Origin of the sequence: Pandoraea terrigena (genome assembly GCF_902459705.1) — a bacterium.
Classification (GTDB): domain Bacteria; phylum Pseudomonadota; class Gammaproteobacteria; order Burkholderiales; family Burkholderiaceae; genus Pandoraea; species Pandoraea terrigena.
Genome location: NZ_CABPRU010000008.1, coordinates 199,719 through 216,642 on the forward strand (window position 1 = coordinate 199,719; position 16,924 = coordinate 216,642).

At 58.4% G+C, this 16,924-nt stretch carries 17 protein-coding genes and 4 pseudogenes; 17 read left to right on the forward strand and 4 right to left on the reverse strand.

The features are described 5' to 3' along the window. Positions 1–35: 35 nt before the first annotated feature. The 5 genes from PTE31013_RS16960 (at position 36) to PTE31013_RS16980 (ending at position 4,364) form a co-directional block, all read left to right on the forward strand. Positions 36–926, forward strand: coding sequence for an MBL fold metallo-hydrolase (locus PTE31013_RS16960; RefSeq protein WP_150613938.1), 891 nt, complete (start codon positions 36–38; stop codon positions 924–926). Between the two features lie 93 nt (positions 927–1,019). Continuing rightward, complete coding sequence (locus tag PTE31013_RS16965; RefSeq protein ID WP_150613981.1) at positions 1,020–1,940, forward strand: LysR family transcriptional regulator; 921 nt, start codon at positions 1,020–1,022, stop codon at positions 1,938–1,940. A gap of 81 nt (positions 1,941–2,021) precedes the next feature. After that, complete coding sequence (locus tag PTE31013_RS16970) at positions 2,022–2,531, forward strand: nuclear transport factor 2 family protein (protein WP_150613939.1); 510 nt, start codon at positions 2,022–2,024, stop codon at positions 2,529–2,531. A gap of 122 nt (positions 2,532–2,653) precedes the next feature. Further along, complete coding sequence (locus PTE31013_RS16975; protein ID WP_150613940.1) at positions 2,654–3,403, forward strand: electron transfer flavoprotein subunit beta/FixA family protein; 750 nt, start codon at positions 2,654–2,656, stop codon at positions 3,401–3,403. A gap of 13 nt (positions 3,404–3,416) precedes the next feature. Then, positions 3,417–4,364 (forward strand): electron transfer flavoprotein subunit alpha/FixB family protein, encoded by a 948-nt coding sequence (locus tag PTE31013_RS16980; protein WP_150613941.1) that lies wholly within the window; start codon positions 3,417–3,419, stop codon positions 4,362–4,364. A gap of 142 nt (positions 4,365–4,506) precedes the next feature. Here the strand turns inward: PTE31013_RS16980 and PTE31013_RS16985 are convergent. Further along, positions 4,507–4,713, reverse strand: a pseudogene (locus tag PTE31013_RS16985) (LysR substrate-binding domain-containing protein); the annotation flags it as partial. Positions 4,714–4,821: 108 nt separating this feature from the next. Between PTE31013_RS16985 and PTE31013_RS16990 the strand changes: the two are divergent. Then, positions 4,822–4,989 (forward strand): annotated as a pseudogene (locus PTE31013_RS16990) (DUF3363 domain-containing protein); the annotation flags it as partial. Between the two features lie 58 nt (positions 4,990–5,047). Here the strand turns inward: PTE31013_RS16990 and PTE31013_RS16995 are convergent. After that, the gene (locus tag PTE31013_RS16995) at positions 5,048–6,028 is read right to left on the reverse strand and encodes an AraC family transcriptional regulator (RefSeq protein ID WP_150613943.1); all 981 of its coding nucleotides are present in this window, start codon (positions 6,026–6,028) and stop codon (positions 5,048–5,050) included. A 293-nt stretch (positions 6,029–6,321) separates the two neighbouring features. On the opposite strand from PTE31013_RS16995, the gene PTE31013_RS17000 reads away from it, so the two are divergent. The 4 genes and pseudogenes from PTE31013_RS17000 to PTE31013_RS17015 all read left to right on the forward strand — a co-directional run. Further along, entirely contained in the window at positions 6,322–7,389 is a 1,068-nt protein-coding gene (locus PTE31013_RS17000; RefSeq protein ID WP_150613944.1) for an aldo/keto reductase, read from the forward strand. Between the two features lie 144 nt (positions 7,390–7,533). Then, a complete protein-coding gene (locus PTE31013_RS17005) occupies positions 7,534–8,553 on the forward strand; it encodes an SDR family NAD(P)-dependent oxidoreductase (RefSeq protein ID WP_150613982.1) in 1,020 nt (339 codons plus the stop codon). A gap of 120 nt (positions 8,554–8,673) precedes the next feature. Beyond that, a pseudogene (locus tag PTE31013_RS25175) lies at positions 8,674–8,910 on the forward strand (hypothetical protein); the annotation flags it as partial. Position 8,911: 1 nt separating this feature from the next. Next, positions 8,912–9,217 (forward strand): annotated as a pseudogene (locus PTE31013_RS17015) (DUF3363 domain-containing protein); the annotation flags it as partial. A 16-nt stretch (positions 9,218–9,233) separates the two neighbouring features. Here the strand turns inward: PTE31013_RS17015 and PTE31013_RS17020 are convergent. Continuing rightward, on the reverse strand, positions 9,234–10,163 hold the full coding sequence (locus tag PTE31013_RS17020) for a LysR family transcriptional regulator (RefSeq protein ID WP_150613945.1): 930 nt from the start codon (positions 10,161–10,163) through the stop codon (positions 9,234–9,236). A 296-nt stretch (positions 10,164–10,459) separates the two neighbouring features. Between PTE31013_RS17020 and PTE31013_RS17025 the strand changes: the two genes are divergently transcribed. Further along, on the forward strand, positions 10,460–11,878 hold the full coding sequence (locus tag PTE31013_RS17025) for an aldehyde dehydrogenase family protein (RefSeq protein ID WP_150613946.1): 1,419 nt from the start codon (positions 10,460–10,462) through the stop codon (positions 11,876–11,878). Positions 11,879–12,042: 164 nt separating this feature from the next. Here PTE31013_RS17025 and PTE31013_RS17030 read toward each other — a convergent pair whose 3' ends face one another. Continuing rightward, the gene (locus tag PTE31013_RS17030; protein WP_150613947.1) at positions 12,043–12,924 is read right to left on the reverse strand and encodes a LysR family transcriptional regulator; all 882 of its coding nucleotides are present in this window, start codon (positions 12,922–12,924) and stop codon (positions 12,043–12,045) included. 97 nt (positions 12,925–13,021) lie between these two features. On the opposite strand from PTE31013_RS17030, the gene PTE31013_RS17035 reads away from it, so the two are divergent. From PTE31013_RS17035 to PTE31013_RS17060, 6 genes are all read left to right on the forward strand, one after another. Continuing rightward, positions 13,022–13,621, forward strand: a complete 600-nt coding sequence (locus PTE31013_RS17035) for an NADPH-dependent F420 reductase (RefSeq protein WP_150613948.1) — start codon at positions 13,022–13,024, stop codon at positions 13,619–13,621. Between the two features lie 47 nt (positions 13,622–13,668). After that, complete coding sequence (locus PTE31013_RS17040; RefSeq protein WP_150613949.1) at positions 13,669–14,163, forward strand: SRPBCC domain-containing protein; 495 nt, start codon at positions 13,669–13,671, stop codon at positions 14,161–14,163. 16 nt (positions 14,164–14,179) lie between these two features. Beyond that, on the forward strand, positions 14,180–14,683 hold the full coding sequence (locus PTE31013_RS17045) for an SRPBCC domain-containing protein (RefSeq protein WP_150613950.1): 504 nt from the start codon (positions 14,180–14,182) through the stop codon (positions 14,681–14,683). Between the two features lie 24 nt (positions 14,684–14,707). Continuing rightward, positions 14,708–15,502 (forward strand): SDR family NAD(P)-dependent oxidoreductase, encoded by a 795-nt coding sequence (locus PTE31013_RS17050; RefSeq protein WP_150613951.1) that lies wholly within the window; start codon positions 14,708–14,710, stop codon positions 15,500–15,502. A gap of 205 nt (positions 15,503–15,707) precedes the next feature. Further along, positions 15,708–15,983, forward strand: a complete 276-nt coding sequence (locus tag PTE31013_RS17055; RefSeq protein ID WP_174978600.1) for a Rossmann-fold NAD(P)-binding domain-containing protein — start codon at positions 15,708–15,710, stop codon at positions 15,981–15,983. 282 nt (positions 15,984–16,265) lie between these two features. Beyond that, positions 16,266–16,907, forward strand: a complete 642-nt coding sequence (locus PTE31013_RS17060; protein ID WP_150613952.1) for a DUF2239 family protein — start codon at positions 16,266–16,268, stop codon at positions 16,905–16,907. Positions 16,908–16,924 lie beyond the last annotated feature (17 nt).

Sequence of the window (16,924 nt, forward strand, 5' to 3'; positions counted from 1 at the left end):
ATGCGGCGTAACTCGATATTTCAGGAGACAAAACCATGATGCAATCACGAATGGTGGGTGATGTGAAAGTCACTCAGATCATCGAATACAGCGGACCGACACACGACCCCGCATTTCTGTTCCCGGATCTGGCGGCGGGTTCGCTCGCCACGCATCGAAACGTGATGGCGCCAGCACACTGGATGCCGCACATGAACAAGCTGATCGTGACAATTCAGTTGTGGATTGTGCATGCCGGCAGCGAAATCATCGTGGTCGATACGGGCGTCGGAAACCTGAAGCCGCGACCGGGCATTTCGCGGATGCACATGCTCAATACTCTGGTGCGCGAGTGGATGATTGCGGCAGGCGCCGCACCGGAGGACGTAACGCACGTAGTACTGACACACCTGCACGCCGATCACGTCGGCTGGAACACGACGTGGGCCGATGATCGATGGGTACCGACTTTTCCAAACGCGCGTTATCACCTGCCGAAAGACGACTTCCTGTTCTGCCGGGAAGGGCGCAATCGGGAGCCGGGCGTAATCGACGTGTTCGGTGATTCATTCTTCGACAGTGTGTTGCCGATCGTCGACGAGGGACTGGCCGACATGATCGACGGACCGGGCGAGATCGCCGGCGTGTTGAGCGTCGAGCCGGCGCCCGGCCACAGCCCCGGACAAGTGGCGTTCCGGATTCGTTCGCGTGGCGAAGAGGCGATCTTTTGTGGTGATATTCTGCACAGTCCGTTACAGATCGTGCAGCCAGAAATCAATTCTGGCTACTGCATCTGGGCGGACAAGGCGAAGGAGACACGCTGGAATTTTCTGCAACGCGCGGCACAGCGCGAGGCCCTGATCCTGCCGGTTCACTTTGGGGCACCGTACTGCGGTTACGTGCGCAAGGAGGGAGCGGGTTTCCGCTTCGAGCCTGCGACGTGGTGAATCTTTGCGGCTTCTCGCCTTCATCGATAGCGTGCTGTATGGCGTCTGTTCGCCGGCGGCATTCCGTAACGGGGGGAGCCAACCGTGTCCACTATGTATTTCGATATCACCGATTTCCGATTGTTCGTGAACGTCGCGGATACATCGAGCCTCACAAGAGGTGCGGAGCGCACATTTCTTTCTGTGCCGGCCGCGAGTAATCGAATCAAGAACATCGAGGAGCGTCTACAACTACGTCTTCTGGATCGTTCGCCACAACGAATCGTTCTGACCGAGGCCGGCCGAGCCTATCTGAATGGGGCCAGGCAGGTATTGTCGCGGCTCGATCAGCTCGGCTCCGAGCTCCAGCAATTCACGAGCGGCCTCAGCGGGCAAGTACGGGTTCAGGCGAACACGACGGCAGTGACGGAATACCTTCCGCCGATTTTGAGCCGGTTTTTGAAGGCATTCCCAGATGTACAAGTGGGGATGCGTGAAAAGACCAGCGCGGAAATCGTGCGCAATATCAGGGATGGCGGTGCTGACATCGGTGTGATATCGGGCAGCGTTCCCACCGATGGAATTGAAAGCGTGCCGTTCGTCTCTAGTCAGCTTATGTTGATCACGCCGCCTGAACATCCTCTACTGCAGCGCCAGTACGTGTACTTCAAGGACACGCTGGAATTTCCCTTCGTGTCGCTAATGGATGGTGCGGCGTCGAACGAATTCTATGCGCGGGCCGCCGCCGCGATACAGAAGACGATGATCATACGCGTTCAAGTCGCAGGGACAGATGCGATTATCCGGATGGTCGAGGCGGGCGCTGGTATCGCGCTCGTACCGAAGGCTTCGCTCACGCGCCTCGCGTCATTGGCGGCGATTGGTGCGCGAAGTCTGAGTGACGCGTGGTCGATCCGGGAGTTCCGGGTTTGCGCACGTAGATTCGACGAGCTTTCGCCGATCGCACGTACGTTCGCGACGCTGCTCCTCGACGGATACCGGCAGCAACCGAACGGTGCACCATTGGACTATTGACGACCGCTTCTCAATGGGCGTTTCGAAGGCCGGGCAGTTTTCGCACGCCCACATCTCAAGTTCCCCAACAGAGCATGCGACATGACAATCCAATCCGTATCAACGAAAGATGTCCCGGGGGCCGGTTCCGTCCCTCCTACGCTGCAGCGTCTCGCGGACGAACTCGAGATCATTCAGCTTCGCGGCAGGTACTGCGACCTGCTCGATTCAAAGCGATGGCGCGAGTTTGTCGATCTCTTTACCGAGGACGGTGTTTTCGACGGTATCGACCGGGTGGTTGGGAAACAGGACATCTTCCGTTTCTTTTCAGAAGTGGTGCCTACGATTGCGGATGGGTTCTGGCATTTCTGCACGAACGGCACCGTAATGATCGACGGAGACCACGCGGAAGGCCGGATCGCCATGCTGTACCTGTCGTTCGGACAGGGGCGGTCATTCGTGTCCGCCGGCCACTACGATGACGTGCTGGTCCGGACCGAGCGAGGTTGGCGTTTCTGCTCACGGAAGATCGAGTTTTATTTCTATAACGAATTGAAGGACGGATTCAACATGGCATCCGCAGGGCGGCAGTCAGCACGACTGACATCCTGACGACGGCATGGAGGATCGCCCATAGTGGGAATTGCGCAACAACGCGATCGAGTGCGTGTGATCCGACGTGAGGTAAATCCGCATTGGCGTCTCGCGCGCAACTGGAATAACGGAGCTTGAACATGAAAGTCTTGGTCGCTGTGAAGCGAGTCGTGGATTACAACGTGAAGGTCCGCGTGAAATCGGACGGTACGGGCGTCGATATCGCCAATGTGAAGATGTCGATGAATCCGTTCGACGAAATTGCCGTGGAAGAGGCGGTACGTCTGAAGGAAGCCGGTGTGGCAACTGAAGTGATCGCCGTGTCGTGCGGTGTCACGCAGTCCCAGGAAACGCTGCGCACGGCGCTTGCAATCGGCGCCGATCGCGCTTTCCTCGTTGAATCGAATGAAGACCTGCAGCCGCTGGCGGTCGCGAAGATCCTGAAGGCGCTCGTCGACAAGGAACAGCCGCAGCTCGTGATTCTCGGCAAGCAGGCCATCGACGACGATTCGAACCAGACCGGCCAGATGCTCGCAGCACTCGCGATGCTGCCGCAGGCGACGTTCGCTTCGAAGATCGTTGTCGCTGACGGCAAGGCGACCGTGTCGCGTGAAGTCGATGGCGGTGCGGAAACGCTGTCGCTGAAGCTCCCGGCGGTGGTCACGACCGACCTGCGCCTGAACGAGCCGCGCTACGTCACGCTGCCGAACCTTATGAAGGCCAAGAGGAAGCCGCTCGAAACGATCAGACCGGAAGACCTCGGTGTGGACGTCATGCCGCGTCTGAAGACGCTGAAGGTTGCCGAGCCGCCCAAGCGCAGCGCGGGTGTGAAGGTGCTGGACGTGAAGACGCTGGTCGAGACGTTGAAGACGGAAGCCAAGGTGCTGTGAGGGAGAGAGAAAAATGACGATTCTGGTGATTGCAGAGCACGACAACGCGTCAATCAAGTCTGTGACGCTAAACACGGTCGCGGCCGCCGCGATGCTTGCCACATTTACCAGTGCGGACGTTCACGTCCTGGTGGCGGGTCACGATGCGCGAGGTGCGGCGGACGCGGCCGCCAGGATTGCGGGCGTTTCGAAGGTGCTGCTGGCCGACGCTCCGCAACTGGCCGACGGCCTCGCGGAAAATGTCGAAGCGACCGTGCTCACCATCGCAAATTGCTACTCGCACATCCTCGCGCCGGCGTCCGCATACGGCAAGAACGTTGCGCCGCGTATCGCCGCGAAGCTGGACGTCGCGCAGATCAGCGACATAACCGCAGTCGATTCGCCCGACACGTTCGAGCGCCCAATCTACGCGGGTAACGCCATCGCGACGGTGCAATTGTTGGACCCAATCAAAGTGATCACTGTGCGTTCGACGGGCTTCGACCCAGCTTCGCCGGAAGGCGGGGGAGCTTCAGTCGAGACGATTGACACGACGGCCGATGCTGGAAACTCGCGGTTCGTGAGCCGTGAAGTGACGAAGCTCGATCGTCCGGAACTCACGAGTGCGAAGATTATCGTCTCAGGAGGCAGGGGGCTCGCTAGCGGCGAGAACTACACGAAGGTTCTGGAGCCGCTCGCGAACAAGCTCAACGCAGCGCTGGGCGCCTCGCGTGCGGCTGTCGACGCAGGCTACGTGCCGAACGACTATCAGGTGGGCCAGACGGGCAAGATCGTCGCGCCGCAGTTGTATATTGCCGTCGGTATCTCGGGCGCGATCCAGCACCTCGCTGGTATGAAGGACTCGAAGGTCATCGTCGCGATCAACAAGGACGAAGAAGCGCCGATTTTCAGCGTGGCCGATTACGGTATCGTTGGTGACTTGTTCGACGCGATCCCAGATTTCGTCGCAGCACTGGCCTAAAGGAGAGCCGCATCATGCGAAGCACCTTCGCTGAGCATTGAGTCGAGCGGATGCGGGTTGCACGCAATTGCGCTCTGAAGACGGCGGACTCTTGGGGGGCAGTCCATTCCCGGTACGGATCGGAGCAGAAGAATGCGTCATTTTAGCCGCCAGCCGATTGCCCGGTGATGGATGGAACGAAGTCCAGAAACGCGCGTGTTTTTGCAGGGAGATAGTTACGTGACGGATAAAAAGCATAAAGCGGGAAGCGTACGTCAGCCCAGTCTGGAAGGATATTGACTAGCCGGCCCTCTGCCAACAGACGTTCTACACCGAGTTCCATGACTTGTGCCACACCGAACCCGGCTAGGTGTTAGCGCCGATGTAAAAACGAACCGCCCCGGATTTGGTGGAGGCTCCAACGCTTGAGAGAATGGAGCGATGAACAAGTCGAACAAGTTTTATGCTGAAGTCCGTGAGCGTGATGCTCGCCAGCGGGCGCTACGCGATGCTCGATGACGGTATGGGCTTCTCGCTGGTGCCGTGGAAGCCGGTGATCGCACAGCGACTTGGGCAGCAGCTAGCTGCTGCGGTGCGCGGCAGCGGGGTGTCATGGGAGATTGGCTGCCAACGCGGTCCACAACTTTGCGGTAAGCCCATCCTACTTAGAGATTGGAGAAGCGAACCCGAGCACCGCCGCTCTCCTAGAAACCGAGTTCGCTGGACGTGCTAGATATTTGAGGCGCCTCGACCTCTCCCTGCGCCGTGCGCCGATACTGCCCCGGTGCAACAGCCATGACGCGCTTGAATGCGCTGCTGAAGGCACTTTCGGAAGAGTATCCGACCGCAGCCGCGGCCTCCGAAATCGAAGCACCAGCTCGAAGTTCACGTCTCGCCAGATACATCCGCCATTGGGTCAAATAGGCGAGAGGAGGAACGCCCATAATTTGGCGGAATCGAACCGCGAGTGATGTTCTCGACATCCCTGCCTTTTTTGCAAGTTCTTCCAGGCCCCAATTTCGAGATGGTTCGCCATGAATGCTACTGAGCACAATGGCCAACCGGTGGTCGCCAAAGCCTTTTAGCCACCCCTCATCGCCATTCGGCGCATGAGCCAAATAAGCCCGCAATGTCTGAACGAATAGCAATTGCGTCAGTCCCGATATGACGACGGTCCGCCCAGGTCGTCCGCCTTTCATTTCTGCCACAAGTTGTTTTAGCAACCACGAAATCGGCTCGGCTTCGTCTGTCGTTCCTCGTACGTGGATGAGCGGCGGTAGACCATTCAAGAGCAACGCTTGCTGGTCAGCATCGATCTGCACTATGCCCCCCAACATGGTGAAGTCGCACCCTTGGCCAAGCTGATACTGATCGTCGCTGTCTCTAACGACTGGCGTGGTCGTCGCGTTAGGAATCAAGGCTGCGGCACTGGCCAGCGTGAGAGTGCGTGTGCCGTTGGTGATTAAGACATCACCGACGTTCACTCGGGCTGGCTCAGACATGCAATCAATCGAATACCAGCAGCCTCCCTCTGTGACTGCGCAGAATTTGATCGCATCCAGATTGGTGAAACGGCGTGCCCAAGTACCGCCAGCTACCAGTCGTCCTGACAAGTCGCACCGGACCTGGAGGAAGTCCAGCAGGTCTGAAAGTGGATCAGGATACGTATTTGTACTATTGAGCATAAAAACTGAACGGACAAACCTTCTTAGTACAGAACTGAAAGCCTACCATGTAAGCATCGATCTGTCCTGAAGAAGATGCATGTTCACCTCGCAATCCCCCATCGACTCAGGATTCGGGGCTGCTTCCACCGTCTAAGAATGCATTGACAGCATTTTCGATGCGTCCAAGGAAATGCACGGCGTGCGCCTCCGTGCCACTGAGCCGGCAGCGGCGGGTCGTCTCTGATGGTTGAACGAACAGCTCACTAGCGCTCGCATCGACTGAATTTTTTAACTTTGATAGGAGAAGTCAAATGCCCCTGAACCACTATGTCACGCTCGGGCGTTCTGGATTGCGCGTTAGCCCGTATTGCTTGGGGACCATGACGTTCGGCGAAGACTTCGGTTGGGGTGCAAGCCCCGAAGAGTCGTTCGCCATGCTCGACGAGTATCGAAGCCGCGGAGGAAATTTCGTGGACACGGCCAACATCTATACCGCTGGTCATTCCGAACGGATCATCGGTGACTATCTTCGACAGAAGAAAGTTAGACGCGACGAGATCGTGCTCAGCACGAAGTTCTATTGCAATCTGTTCCCAGGCGATCCGAATGGCGGCGGAGCGGGACGCAAAGCCCTGATCCAGCAGTGCGAAGCCTCGTTGAACCGGCTCCGGAGCGACTACATCGACATCTACTGGCTGCACAACTGGGATCGGACGGCACCGATCGAAGAAACCTTGCGAGGTCTCGATGATCTCGTCACGGCAGGCAAGATTCGTTACGTGGGCTTCTCGGACATTCCCGCTTGGAAAACAGCCGAGGCGCAGACGATCGCCCACTTCCGCGGATGGGCGCGGATCATCGCGCTGCAACTCGAATATTCGCTGCTGGAGCGGACGAGCGAAGGCGAGCTGTTTCCGATGGCGCACGCGATGGGAATGGGCATCATGCCCTGGTCGCCACTCAAGAGCGGATTCCTGAGCGGCAAGTTCAGGCGTGGCAGCGAAGGCAATGTCGATACTAAGCGCACGAACATGGTCGGCGTTCCGAGTGCGGCGGATTACGACATCATCGAAGTAGTTGTGGACGTCGCTTCGGAACTTGGGATCAGTCCCGCATCGGTGGCGCTGGCTTGGGTCAGGTCACAAGCTGGCGTTAGCTCCACCCTGATTGGCGCCAGGCGACTCGATCAGCTCAAAACTAATCTCGACTCGCTCGAAGTGACGCTGTCCGCCGAGCAGATGGGTAGGCTCAGTGAGGCTTCCAGGCCGAAGCTGAATTTCCCAGCCGAGAACAACGAGACCCTGGCGCCGATGCTTGCCTTCCCCGGCACGACGGTTGACGGCCGAACTGTGCCGTCGCCCGCGCGGCTCTCTGCTTGATTGAAATAGAACGAGGTTTATCCAGTCGCCTCACCAGATCGTCAAGGCCCTGCAAACGAATGCCGCACTACTCGGATTTTCACGGGACAGTTGTTCATGAAATTGCCGAACACTTACTTTGATTTAGAAAAGGGAAATATAGCAATGAGCACAGTCCAAGCACCAATCGGTTCGGGTTTTAGCCGCGCTTCCACGACCGCCGACATCATTAAGGGCGTAGATCTAGTCGGCAAGGTAGCGATCGTCACCGGAGGCTACTCAGGCCTCGGACTTGAAACTGCACGCACGCTCGCCTCAGCGGGCGCGAGAATCATTGTGCCGGCGCGTGATGTCGAGCGTGCGCGCAGAACCATCGCCGAAGCTGGCGGCGGCATGCAGGTTCTATCGATGGATCTTGCCGATCCCCGCTCGATCGATGATTTCGCACGCGACTTTGTTGAAACAGGCCTGCCGCTTCATCTGCTCATCAACAACGCCGGCATCATGGCGTTGCCCGAACTGAAGCGCGATGCGCAAGGCAATGAGCTTCAGTTTTCTACCAACCACCTCGGCCATTTTCGGCTGGCTCTACGACTCTGGCCGGCGCTCAAGCGGGCCGGTGGCGCGCGCGTCGTATCAGTCTCGTCCGCCGGGCACCGCTTCTCGCCAGTCGTTTTCGACGACATCAATTTCGAGCGCCGTGACTACGATGCTTTCAAGGCCTATGGCCAGTCGAAGACGGCCAATATCCTCTTCGCGGTTGGCCTCGACCGTCGAGGCAAGGACGATGGCATTCGTGCGTTCGCACTCCATCCGGGCGGGATCGCGGGAACGAATCTCGGCACGCACGTCGGGGTGGAAATGCTGAAAAAGACAGGGTTCGTCGATGAGAACGGCCGGCCAATCGTCGATCTGGCCCGTGACCTGAAATCGGTTCCCCAGGGCGCGGCCACCCACGTCTGGTGCGCGGTCAGTCCGCAACTCGACGGCAAAGGCGGGGTGTTTTGCGCCGATTCGGATATCACGCCCGTACTGCCGCGGGACGGTTCCCCCGATCTGGCCACCGAAGATCGCACCAAACGCGGCACCGGCGTCCAAGCGTATGCGATAGACCCGGACGCGGCCGAGGAGCTTTGGCGCGAAAGTGAGGAAATCACTAACGTCTCCGTCCAACGCCCGTCGTAATGTGCTGAAGTTGCGTTTGCCGCTCGCCACAGCTATTAACGAAAGGAAGTAGAGAGATTAAAACGCAAAGGCGATCGATACTATGCGGCCGGAATGAACAATACGAACAGATGACAATCTCTGGCTAGCCCGACGGAGATTGGTTTGGGAAGTTCCGTCGTTCCGCGCGTCTTCGTTGCCTTGCAGCAGGCACGCGACAGCGTGAAGGCTGCTACTAATGGCTTCCGTCGCCAGTTACGGGTCGCGCTATCGGACGGCATCCCACCATCGCGTTTCTCGACCTTCCTGGCGTTGTGCCGCGAAGAAGAACCGGAAATCGAAATACGTCTATTCGAGGTTCCGCTGGCGCAGCAGATCACTTGGCCGTAACCTGCTGGCGACGTTGCGCGGGCGCGAGTTCCCGAAGGCCGCAAAGGATATCGCCGCAGAAACCGGCTTGGAACATCGACCAATAACGGATGGGCAGCGCGTGGTCGGCACTTACCGGCGCAGTGTCATGCTCGCCAGTGAACGCTACGCAATGCTGGATGACGGCACGGGCTTCAGGTTGGTGCCATGGACGTCTGTGATCGGAAAACGGCCCGAGCAGCAACTCGCCATGACGGTGCGCGGTGGTGGCGTGTCTTGGGAGATTGGGCGACAGAGAGGAATGTCAATCGCCTGATCCGCTATGGCAATGACTACGTGTGTTCCACGCTACTGAGACTCCCTTGCGGAGCATCGCGAACCTCGTGAATGAGATCAATCAGTGCGCGCAACCCGGCAGGTATATGACGATGGCCGGAATAATACAGACACAATCCAGGGTATGGTGCCGTATAGCTTTCAAGTACCCGCTCAAGTCGGCCGCTTACCAGATCATCGGCGATGTACCACTCGGCTAGCTGGGACAAGCCGAGGTCATTGCGTACTGCCTGAAGCATCAGCAATGGTGCGTCAAGGATCAATTGCCCAGGCACTTCGACTTGTACTGGCTTACTGCCTTGAACGAACTCCCACGGCGATGGGGATCCATTGGGAAGACGCGCTCGGATGCATTGATGTTTTGCAAGGTGTGCAATGACAGTCGGCTTTGGATGCAGGGTGAAATACTCTCTCGAGCCGACAACGGCTTTTGGTATGTTGTGGCTCAGCGGGACACTGATCATGTCACGCGGCACAAAAGAACTCGCACGCAGTCCAGCGTCGAAACCCTCAGCGATGATGTCCACCATCCTGCCTTCGGTCACGATGTCGATGGTCATGCTGGGGTAGCGACGCAAGAATTCCATCATGATCGGCTCAAAGGCCATGAGCGCCGCGCCCAATGAGCTATTGATGTGCAGCGTTCCGGTTGGCGTCGCTTTTTGATCGTTCACGGCGGCCATTGCGTCCTGAATCTGCTTGATCGCTGGCTTGATCTGATCCACGAACTGCCGTCCGGCATCAGTCAACGACACGCTGCGTGTCGTTCGATGGAATAGCCGTGCACCCAGTCGGCTTTCCAGGCCTGCAACGGCATTGCTGACAGCCGAGGTGGACATCTCCAGCTTGACAGCCGCCGCGCGAAAGCTCTGCTGTCTAGCAACAGCCAGTACGACTTCCAGTTCAGTTAAGCCGCTCTTATACATTGTCCTGGATTTCTATACAAAAATGCTCACTTTGGGCATCTTATCAGAACAATTCAGCGAACCGGAAGTGATGCCTCTGGGCCGAAAGGCAAGACGGGGCGAGCTTACGCCTCGAGTTGGGACCGACATCTTCAGCGTTGTGGTCTCATCTACGGAGAACTGATATGAGTCCGCTCTCCGCCCAATGTTCTAATTTATTATCCCTTTTTTCAAAATGAATCATCCGTGTTTGGGTAACTTATCAGAACAATCCAATTAGCCTAAAGTAACTCATTATCCAGTTTCCAAGGCATACCATGCGTAGTTTCAATCACGCCTATATTGATGGCGAATTCGTTCCGGTGCAGGGAGGCGAGGTCGTTCAAATCATCAATCCTGCGAATGAGAAGATTATCGGCACAGCTACACTCGCAAATCGTCAGGATGCCAAACGGGCTATCGCGGCTGCATTTCGCGCGCAGTCGGCATTGGGTCGCACGACCAAGACTGAGCGCATCGACATGCTCAAGCGTCTCCAATCCGCGGTCCTGGCGCGGACGGACGAAATCCGTGACGTCACGATTGAAGAATACGGCGGCCCCTTCTCGCGCGCGAAGTGGGTCAGCCAATATGTGTCCCAGTGTTTTGCCAATACTGCCGAAGTCCTTGAGAGGTATGACCTCACTCGTCGTATCGGGACTGCCGATGTAGTCATGGAACCCGTTGGCGTGGCGGCGTTGATCGTTCCGTGGAACAGCGTGGCTGGCACCATGTGCAGCAAGCTGGCGTCGGCTATCGCCGCCGGCTGCGCATCAGTCATCAAACCCAGCGAATTCAGCCCCCTTCAGACTCAGGTAGTTGCCGAGGCCTTGCACGAGGCGGGGCTTCCCGCCGGCATCTTCAACATTCTGTTGGGACGAGGTGGAGATGTTGGGGACGAACTGAGCACCAACCCCGATGTCGCCAAGATTTCGTTCACCGGGTCGACGCAGACTGGCAAGATTATTGCCCGTGCCGGTGTGGAAACAATGAAACGAGTCAGCTTGGCACTGACCGGCAAATCTGCGTCCTTGTTGCTGGACGATGCTGACTTCCCCTCTGCGATTCCATTAGTGCTTGGGGCGGCGTTCCTAAACAACGGCCAGGCTTGCGTGGCAGGCACGCGGCTCCTGGTTCCGCGAGCACGTCAAGCAGAAGCCATTGACCTAGTACGGGAAAACGTCGCAGCCATGCGTGTCGGCGACCCGGGAGATCCCGCAACCACCATCGGACCGTTAGCTACACAGGCTCAATACGAGCGCATTCAACGCTTCATCCACCTGGGCTTGGAAGAGGGTGCCACGCTTGTGACAGGCGGCAAAGGTCATCCGCAAGGGTTTGACGCTGGCTATTTCGTAAAGCCGACCGTTTTTTCGGGCGTGCGCAACGATATGACCATCGCCCGTGAGGAGATCTTCGGGCCGGTGCTGTCCATCATCGCGTACGAAGATGAAGACGAGGCAATCCACATCGCCAACGAATCGATCTACGGATTGCACGCATACGTGTTTTCGTCGCAATCGGATCGTGCTCGCCGCGTGGCGTCTCGGCTTGAAGCCGGCACTGTATTGATCAATCGTGTCTCAACGGATTTACTGGCGCCATTCGGCGGAGTCAAACAGTCGGGCATTGGGCGGGAAAACGGAGTTTTCGGTCTCGAAGCGTTCCTTGAAGCCAAGGCGATCGTAACGGCTTAGTTAAATTGAATGTCTGCTTCCGATAAACGCAGACGTGCATCATCCCCACAGCGCGCAGGAATATCGCTCACCTCGCGAGTTGCCGCGCAGGAGTGGTTTATCAACTCAAGTGGGAGACTGTGTCCGGAGCTTCAGGGGGCTGCTCCACTTGCCGAGTGTCCTAACTAGATCTGCAGTGGCAGTGCTCTAGCAAAGAAATCCGTAGTACCTCGTACACGTGTGGGCACGAATCGGCGCTTCGGCCAGACAAGGCTAACATCTCTAGGCTCGTTGATGAACTCATCGAGAACCGTGATCACGTCCGGATGCTGAAATTCCCCCACAAGCGAAGCCCGGTGGAACATGCCGATGCCAACGCCGGCAAGTACGCCAGCCAAGATCGTTTCGACGCTGCTGGAGGAAAGATTGCCGCTGACCGGCACGTTGAATCGACCTTCCGGCCCCGTGAACGGCCATTCCGTCATGTCGCCGTAGATCAGACAATTGTGATTGGCAAGCTCAGCTGGCGCCTTCGGGATACCGTGTTGCGCGAAATAGTGACGAGAGCCAGCGCAAACGAGTGAGGTTTCGGCCACACGTCGCACGACGGAATCGGGATCGTTCACGGGACTGACGCGAATTGCCAGATCGATCCGGTCTTCCACCATGTCCCTCACGGCGTCGGACAGCACCAGATCGACTCGAAGGCCAGGATGATGTGACAACAGTTCGGGAATCAGCGGTAGCACATGCAAGCGGCCGAATGTTGATGGCGCGGCGATCCTGACAAGGCCCGAGACATCCAGGGTGCTACTGGTCAGCTCGCTGTCGGCCACCTGTATCTCGTCAACCAGCGGTTTGATGCGATCGAGATACCTCTGTCCTTGGTCGGTCAAAGTCACTTTCCGCGTGCTGCGATGGAGAAGCGCCACCCCGAGGCGTCTTTCCAACGCACCGACCGCCTTGCTGACCGCGGACTGCGACTGGCCGGTCTTGCGCGCAGCCGCAGAAAACCCACCGGTTTCGACTACGGCGATGAAGGCGTTCAGTTCGTGAAAATGATCCATTCTTATTGGGAATCAGTCTTATGATCGATTCGACAATTATCTCAATAAAAGGAATCAATTACTATCCTCCCAAGCATATTTGAGAGGGAGCGATTTCATGAGTTATTCGATCATCGGTTTTGGAGAGGTAGGCCAAGCGCTCGCCCGTGCCTTCGCCCGCAAGAGCATTGACGTGATCGTCGCCAGCCGGCGTCCACCTCAGGCACTGGCGCCGCAGGCGCAGACGATCGGCACGACAGTCCTCCCGAAGCCGTTGCAGGAGGCCGTCCAGGCCGACGTCATTATTCTTGCGGTGCCGTTTCGGGAATACACAACTGTCGCCAAGGCTCTGGCGAACTGGCAAGGCAAAACGATCATCGATGCGACCAATGCGTATGGCGTGTCGGTTGATGAATTGGGAGGCCTGCCGTCTTCAGCGGTCATTGCCGAGGCGTTTACCGGCGCCAAATTTGTGAAGGGCTTCAATCATCTGCCCGCCGGCTTGCTGGCCGCCGATCCGAATGTCGAAGGTGGCCGCCGTGTTGTTTTTCTCGCCAGTGACGACGACAGCGCAGTGCCGCCGGTAGCGGCCTTGGCCGAACGCCTTGGCTTCGCGCCGGTGCCGTTGGGCAAGCTCGCCGAAGGCGGCACTCTCGTCCAAGCGCGCGGACGTACTTGGGCTCCGCTGATCTTCCAAGACCTCATCAAGCCCAACTGAACTCGCGCGATCTGCGACTGCAATCACGCAGGCAACGGGAGAAACTCATGTACGAAACCATCAAGTGGCCCGACGAAATGAAACCGAGTCGCTCACCGATCCACTTCACCAACGAACTTGACGTTGCGGCCTCGGTGGAGACGATCTGGTCGCTGCTCACCGACCCCAAGGCGTGGCCTAGCTTTTATCCCGGCGTCCAGCACGTGCAGTTGCTGGATGGTCACGCGCGCTTCGGTGCCGGCACGCGCTTCGAGACGAATCTGGCTGGGCAGGATGTCCATGCCTCGGTTCAGGAATTCGAGCCGATGACACGCATCGCCTGGGGCGGCTATCCGAAGGCCGCCGAGCATTCCAGGGCTTATCACGCCTGGATCATCACCCCGACGGCCAACGGTTGCCATCTATGGACCGAGGAAACGATGCGAGGGCCGCACTGGATTGAACTGGCCAAGCAGGCGCCGGACATTTACTGGCTCACCCACGAAAAGCTGCTCAAGGATATCGCCGAAGTCGCGGTCGCCCGCGAGAAATCGGGCGCTTGAAGATCGGGAGGAAGACATGATCGACAAAGTGATCTGGCCTGAGCGTTACGACCCGGGAACGTCGGCTATCTATGCACTCAACGACATCGACATCAAGGCACCGCCCGAAGTGGTCTGGAAGCTGTTGGTCGATGCCGAGCATTGGGTGCGCTATTTTCCCGCCGAGGATCAGGTGAGCATCCTGTCAGGGGAGCCGGAACTGAAGCTGGGCACGCGCTACCACCGGGTGACGGTCGGCTATCCGATGAGCCTGACCGTGACCGAATGCGTGCCGAACCGCCGGCTGGCATGGGCAACGACGGTCGATGGCGACGACACCGGCTCGACCGCCTACCACGGCTGGGTCATCACGCCAAGTGACGAAGGCTGTCATGTGCTGACAGAAGAAACCCAGCAAGGCGAGTTCTTCCTCGACGTGATCGGACGCCAATACCCCGGTGCGCTATATCGCTACCACCAGGACTGGGTCGAACGCCTTGCCCGAGCGGCGGAAGGCGAAGTGGCGAAACTGGCAGGCTGACCCATCCTCAAACGGAGAGAATCCATGCATATCGAACTCAAGAACCGCAAGGCGATCGTGACCGGTTCCACCGCCGGCATTGGCCGCGCGATTGCCGAAGGGCTGGCGCGCGCAGGCGCGGCGGTCGTCATCAACGGGCGCACGCAGGAACGTGTCGATGCCGCATTGCGCGAGATGCGCACCTTGTTGCCGGAGGCCGAATTGACCGGCGTCGCCGCGGATATCGCCACGGCGGTAGGGTGCACGGCTCTTTTCGAGCACGCGCCGGACGCGGATATTCTCGTCAATAATGCGGGCACTGCACGCCTGAACAATTTTTTCGATCAGGTCGACGACGAATGGCTGGACTTGTTCCAGCTCAACGTGATGAGCGGCGTGCGCGCCGCGCGTCACTACGTGCCAAAAATGGTGGAACGCGGCTGGGGGAGGGTCGTGTTCATCAGCAGCGAATCCGGACTGAACATCCCGAAGGAGATGATCGACTACGGCGTCACCAAGACCGCGATTCTAGCTGTCTCGCGTGGGCTGGCGGAACTCGTCGCTGGCACAGGTGTTACCGTCAACGCCGTGTTGCCCGGCCCGACCAACTCCGAGATTCTATCCAAGTGGATGAATTCGGCTGCAAAAGAGCAAGGCATCACGCAGGCACAAGCCGAGCGAGAGTTCCTGGCAGCCGCCCGCCCGACAACACTGATCAACCGTTTCGCCACCACCGAAGAGGTTGCGAACATGGTGGTATATGCCTGCTCGGAACAAGCTTCTGCGACCACGGGTGCCGCATTGCGGGTCGATGGCGGCGTAGTTCGTTCGATCGCTTGAAATAGCGGTGTGGCGGCAATAGCGCCGATGGAACTTCGCCATCTACACCGCTTTGTGGCGGCAGGTGAAGCGCTGCGTGTCGCGCGAGCAGCGTGACGTCCCCCCGTCTTCAGTATCACAGAGCTTTAGCGTCCGGGGGGGGGCAACTCAGCGATATGGAGCGCGTGCTGGGCCAGCTTCCCATGCCCGTTAAGGCCGCCGCGTTGTGGAACTGGAGGGGCCGTATCCGGTGTCTCCTCGTGACATCGCGGCGAGCCTGTCCCGATTGCTGGGCCGGGAAGTCGTGGCTAATGCCGTCGCGCGCGACACCTGGGAAACGCTGTTTCGCGCACAAGGAATGTCCAATCCGTTGCCTCGAATGCAGATGATCGATGGTTTCAACGAAGGCTGGTTGTGCTTCGAGGGCGGGGCGGTGGAACGCCGCCTCGGCAATGTGACCTTAGACATCGCACTGCACGGTCTGATCGAACAGGCCTCGTGAGCCGATTTCCATCCGAGTGGATCGGTTTCTATTTCAGAAAGAAAGCGATTTTCCAGATCCATGATTTCTTCCATTTCGACCGCCGGCGATGAAGTCATCCCGGCGCGCTCCCGGGCAAACTTGGCTCGCTGTCGTCGCGCTGGCCATTGTTGGCCGCTAATCAGGATCACGAACAGTTGTTGAGTTTGCCGGTCATAGGGTGACGATGTTTTACCCGGATAAATTTGACGAATTAATTTTATCCGGGTAATAATAGTCGGGTTCATTTTACGAGAACCAGACATGCCTGATCCCTTAACCCAATCCTGCACGGCATTTGCCGGCCGTAGGCTGCTGCTGGCGGGCCCGTTGGCGGAAGTGGCGATGAAGGTGAAACAATCCGCCGAGGGTGCCGACACGGTCCTCGTCTTTGACGACGCTACCGGCCGCGTCATTGATCTCGATCTGCGCGGAAGTGATGCGGAAATCCTTGAGCGGCTCTCGCAGCCGCCGAAGACGTTTGCGGGACGCTATCGCCCCAAGGCGGACGCGACACCCGGCACGACGACCTCGGAGAAAGGCGATAACCCGCAGTCTCGCGGGCGTCCCAAACTGGGCGTCATCGCCCGCGAGGTGACCTTGCTGCCCCGGCATTGGGAATGGTTGGCGGTTCAGCCCGGTGGCGCCTCCGCAGCGCTGAGGCGCCTTGTCGACGAAGTCCGTAAGGGCATGCATCCTCGCCAGCAAAGACGTGCCGCCCAGGACGCCGCATACCAGTTCATGCAGGCGATCGCGGGTGATTTTCCCGGCTACGAAGAAGCGACGCGGGCGCTTTTCGCAGACGATCGCCCGGGGCTGGAAGAGCGGGTCGCCGCGTGGCCCGAAGACATCCGGACCTATGCGCTGCGTCTCGCATTTAGCCCGGCCGACGCGTCGCATTCCTGACATCGCATTTAACGCCA